The sequence below is a fragment of the Microbacterium sp. UBA3486 genome, assembly GCF_002377845.1.
GTDB classification, from domain to species: domain Bacteria; phylum Actinomycetota; class Actinomycetes; order Actinomycetales; family Microbacteriaceae; genus Microbacterium; species Microbacterium maritypicum_A.
In genome coordinates this window covers 4,281-9,254 of sequence record NZ_DFQP01000048.1, presented here as the reverse complement: position 1 = coordinate 9,254, position 4,974 = coordinate 4,281, and the positions used below count along the sequence as shown (strand labels likewise).

Annotated in this window: 2 protein-coding genes; both read left to right on the top strand. The window is 68.9% G+C overall.

Features of this window, described 5'->3' with window-relative positions:
- On the top strand, nt 1-384 hold a 384-nt coding region (locus tag B2869_RS06915), incomplete at its 5' end, for an FHA domain-containing protein (protein WP_292764265.1).
- A 43-nt stretch (nt 385-427) separates the two neighbouring features.
- Complete coding sequence (locus tag B2869_RS06910; protein WP_292764262.1) at nt 428-4,939, top strand: FtsK/SpoIIIE domain-containing protein; 4,512 nt, start codon at nt 428-430, stop codon at nt 4,937-4,939.
- The last annotated feature ends 35 nt before the right edge of the window (nt 4,940-4,974 follow it).

Below are 4,974 nucleotides of genomic sequence, written 5' to 3'. Positions count from 1 at the left end.
GCACCTGTACCTGCGTCTGCTGCGCCCGCTGCGCCCGCTGCTCCCGCACCCGCGGGCGTCCGTGCGATCCTCGTGCTCGACACGGGCGAGCGCATCGAGGTGCGCGGCACCACGCTCTTCGGGCGGTCGCCGAGTGCGGCCGCCGGCGAGGGGGAGGCGCTGCTCGTGCCGGTGATCGACGACACTCGCTCGGTGTCCAAGACGCACATCGCGGTGATGCCGGCTCGACGAGGTGTCTTCGTCGTCGACCGGGCGTCGACCAACGGCAGCGCGATCATCCGGGGCGGTGCGGAGACGGTCCTGCCGGCCGGACACCCCGCCGAGCTGAAGACCGGCGACACGGTGCGCTTCGGCGACCGGTCCCTCCACGTGGAGTGGGCATGACACTGAGTAGTGAGATGCGCCCCCGGCGCGGTGAGGACGAGCGATGAGAGTCAAGCTGACCCTGCGTCGACCCGCAGCACCCCTGACCGATGTGGTCGTGATGGCCGACTCGACGGCGACGATCGCCGACGTCGCGCGTCAGATCGCCACGACCGACCCCGCGCGCAGTATCGCCGCGGCTCCGGCGGACGTGCTCACCCTCTCGGTGGCGCCGCCGACCAGCGAGCAGCTCACCATGCTCAACCCCGACCTGCTCGTCGGTGACGCCCCGATCGGCTCCGGCTTCCTCGCCGAGGTGGTCAACGTCGGCCCGAACCGGGTATCGGTGGGAGGAGCCGGTACGCGCCCGGCCGCCGTGCTCACGGTCGTCGCCGGTCCCGCCGCGGGCCAGGAGTTCCCGCTGCCGATCGGTCACTTCCTGATCGGCCGTGATGGCGCGAACGACGTCACGATCGCTGATCCGCTGGTCTCGAAGCGGCACGCTCGTATCGAGGTCGCCGCGACCTTCGTCGAGCTGGTCGATCTGAACTCGGCGAACGGGATCCTCGTCGACGGCGGACTCGTGCAGCGGCTCCGCGTCATTCCCGGACAGAGCTTCGCGCTCGGCGACTGCGAGTTCGTCGTGCACATGGTGAGCGACTTCGACGGATCGGCCAGCGGCGACCCGGTGCTCGAGCGCGGCGGCGCTCTGATGTTCAATCGCAGCCCCCGCGTCGAGGAACGGTTCACGGGGCAGGAGCTGGATGAACCGCGCTACCCACGCGATCAGCCGTCCCGGCTCTTCCCCTGGCCCATGCTCGTCGCACCGATCCTGTTGGCCGTGACGATGTTCAGCATCACACAGCGTCCGGCCTCTCTGCTCATCGCCGCCGCCTCCCCGATGATGATGTTCGGCAACTTCATCTCCCAGAAGACCAACATCGGTCAGCGTCTGCGCAAGGAGGCGGAGTCGTTCGAGGAGCAGTTCGAGCGGCTCGAGGAGACGCTCTACCACTCCCGCCCGAAGGAGCGGGAGGTGCGGCAGAACGAGGTCCCCGCCGTCGCCGTCGTGTTCGATGAGGCGATGCGCCTCGGACCCCTGCTGTGGACGCGTCGGCCGGAGCACTGGAACTTCCTCGCCCTGCGCCTCGGCGTCTGCGAGAGCGAGGCGCGCACGCGCATCAAGCGCACCGAGACCCCGGAGGCGCTCGTCGAGTACGTCGAGCGCGTCGACCGTCTCGAGGAGCGGTACCGGATGATCGACGACGTCCCCATCCTGGAATCGCTCCAGAGCGTGGGATCCATCGGCGTCGCGGGGCCGACGTCGCTCGCGAGCGATGCGCTGCGCGGGATCGCGGTGCAGCTGTTCGGTACGCATTCCCCCAATGAGCTGGTGACCGTCGCCCTCACCGAGCCGGGCTGGGCGAATGAGCTCGACTGGCTCAAGTGGCTGCCGCACACCTCGAGCGAGCGCAATCCGTTCAAGGAGATGCCCCTCGCCGATTCCGCCTCGACAGGCACGGCGCTGCTCAGCGGCCTGGAGGAGATCGTGCTGCGTCGCTCGCGGGAATCGAAGTCCGCGCGGCCGCCGTACGGCGCCGACTGGGATCCGATGCGCTACGGGACCGACGTCAAGCGGGCAGCAGAGGACGCGACGTTCCCCGGCCAGACGGCCATCCTGGTGATCATCACGAACGACGCTCCCGTCGACCGGGCGCGACTGACCCAGATCCTCGAACGCGGTGCCGACGTCGGCGTGTACGCGCTCTTCGTCGCTCCGGTGGTCGAGGCGCTGCCCGCCGCGTGCCGCACGTTCGTCGATGTGAGCGCCGGCCTCGCCGATGCCGTGGTCGGTACCGTCCGCAGCGGCGTGGACTACCGCGGGGTGCAGGTCGAGGGCGTCTCGCACGCCTACATGACGATGTTCGCGAAGCGCCTCGCCCCGGTCGTCGACTCCAGCACGGTGATCGAGGATTCCTCCGACATCCCGAACTCCGTCAGCTTCCTCTCGCTGGTGGGGAACGAGGTCGCCGAGGATGCGAGCGCCGTGATCGACCGGTGGCGTCAGAACAACACCATCATCGATCGCTCCGGTGCTCCGCAGTCCCGGCTCAAGAAGGCCGGAAACCTGCGCGCCATCATCGGGCAGTCGCAGACCGACGCGATGACCCTCGACCTGCGCACCCAGGGTCCGCACGCGCTCGTCGGCGGGACGACCGGTGCCGGCAAGAGCGAGTTCCTGCAGGCGTGGGTGCTCGGCATGGCCGCGGCCCACAGCCCCGATCGCGTCACATTCCTCTTCGTCGACTACAAGGGCGGTTCTGCGTTCGCGGACTGCGTCGATCTGCCGCACACCGTGGGGCTGGTCACCGACCTGAGCCCGCACCTGGTGCGTCGCGCCCTCACCAGCCTGCGCGCCGAGCTGCACCATCGCGAGCACCTCTTCAACCGCAAGAAGGCGAAGGACCTCCTCGAGCTCGAGAAGCGTCGCGATCCCGAGACGCCACCGGCCCTGGTGCTGGTGATCGACGAGTTCGCCGCGCTCGCCGGGGAGGTGCCGGAGTTCGTCGACGGCGTCGTCGACATCGCCCAGCGCGGTCGTTCCCTCGGCATCCACCTGATCATGGCGACCCAGCGCCCCGCGGGCGTCATCAAGGACAATCTGCGCGCGAACACGAACCTGCGCGTCGCGCTGCGGATGGCCGATGAATCCGACTCGAAAGACGTCGTGGACGATCCGGTGGCGGCGACGTTCCCGCCCTCGCTGCCTGGACGCGGCATCGCGAAGACCGGTCCGGGTCGCCTCGTGCCGTTCCAGTCCGCCTATGCGGGCGGGTGGACGACCGATGAGGTGCAGGTCGCCGAGGTCAAGGTCGCCGAACTCCGCTTCGGCTCGATCCAGACCTGGGAGGCCGAGCAGGCTCCCGAATCCGACGCCCACGATGAGGATCTCGGACCCAACGACCAGAAGCGCATCGTGGCGACACTCGTGAACGCGGCACGCGAAGCCCGCATCCCCGCGCCTCGGCGTCCGTGGCTCGACGACCTCGAGGGCGCCGTCGATCTGCGCGACCTCCCGGTGCTCGGCGACGGGCAGGTGCTGCTCGGCAAGATGGATGTCCCGGAGCGGCAGCTGCAGGAGCCCGCGTACTTCCACCCCGACAAGGACGGGTCGCTCCTGGTCTACGGGACCAGCGGATCGGGCAAATCGACGGTCTTGCGCACGATCGCGATCGCGGCGGGTTTCGAGCCCGCGCATTCGCACGTCGAGGTGTACGGACTCGACTTCGGATCGGGTTCGCTGAAGAGCCTGGAGATGCTGCCCCACGTCGGCTCGATCATCTCGGGCGACGACTCGGAGCGTGTGCAGCGTGTGCTGCGCTCGCTGGCAGCCGTGCTCGACGACCGTGGCAAGCGCTTCAGCGCCGCCAACGCCTCCAGCCTGACCGAGTACCGGGAGATCACCGGCAAGGATGAGGCCCGAATCCTGTTCCTGATCGACGGGTTCCCGCAGTTCCGCGGCGAGTGGGAGTCGACCACCGCGCGGATGCCGTTCTACCAGACCTTCATGCGCATCCTCGGGGAGGGGCGCCCGCTGGGCGTGCACGTGATCGCGAGCGCCGACCGTTCGGGCTCCGTGCCCACCGCGGTCAGCGCCAACGTGTCGCGGCGCGTGGTCCTGCGGCTCTCCGACGAATCGGGGTACGCGATGCTCAACGCGCCCAAGGACGTGCTGGACGAGCGTTCGGCTCCTGGTCGCGCCATCGTCGACGGCCGGGAGACCCAGATCGCCACGCTCGGCGGCACCCCGAACGTCGCCGAGCAGACCAAGCTCCTCGAGGGCCTGGCCGATCGACTGCGTGCGGCCGGGGCACGCGACGTGCCCGAGATCGGTGCTCTGCCCACGCGTCTGTCGGTGCGTGATCTGCCCGATCGTCTCGGCGAGTTCCCGGTGCTCGGTGTGGCGGAGGATACTCTCGCCGCGCGCGACTTCGACCCGGTCGGTACGTTCGTCGTGGCGGGACCGCCGTCGTCGGGCAAGACCAACGCTCTCAAATCCCTCATCACGTCGATGCGCCGGCTCGATCCGTCCACCGTGCTGTTCCATTTCGGCGGACGTCGTGCCCAGCTCAAGGACTACGCGAGTTGGACACGCAGCGCGGTGACGCCGGAGGATGCGAAGGAGCTCGCCAAGGAGATCACCGAGCTGATCGCCGACGACGCGCTCCCGACCAGAGTGCTCATCGTTGTCGAGGACGTGCCCCAGTTCGCCGACAGTCCCGCCGAGCGCGAGATGAAGGCCCTCTTCCAGGCGATCAACCGCAGCGACCACCTGCTCATCGGCGACGCCGACGTCACGCAGGTCACGAGCGGTTTCGGGTTCATCGGCGACTTCAAGGCCGGGCGCAAGGGCATCATCCTCAAGCCCGACTCCTTCGACGGTGACGCGGTGTTCAAGGTGCCGTTCCCGAAGGTCAAGCGCACCGACTTCCCCGAGGGACGAGGCATCTTCGTGCAGGCCGGTCGCCAGGTCACCGTGCAGCTGCCCCTCGTCGAGGGAGCGACGGGCAGCTGACTCGTGTCCGTCGATGGGGAGTTGTCCCCATCGAC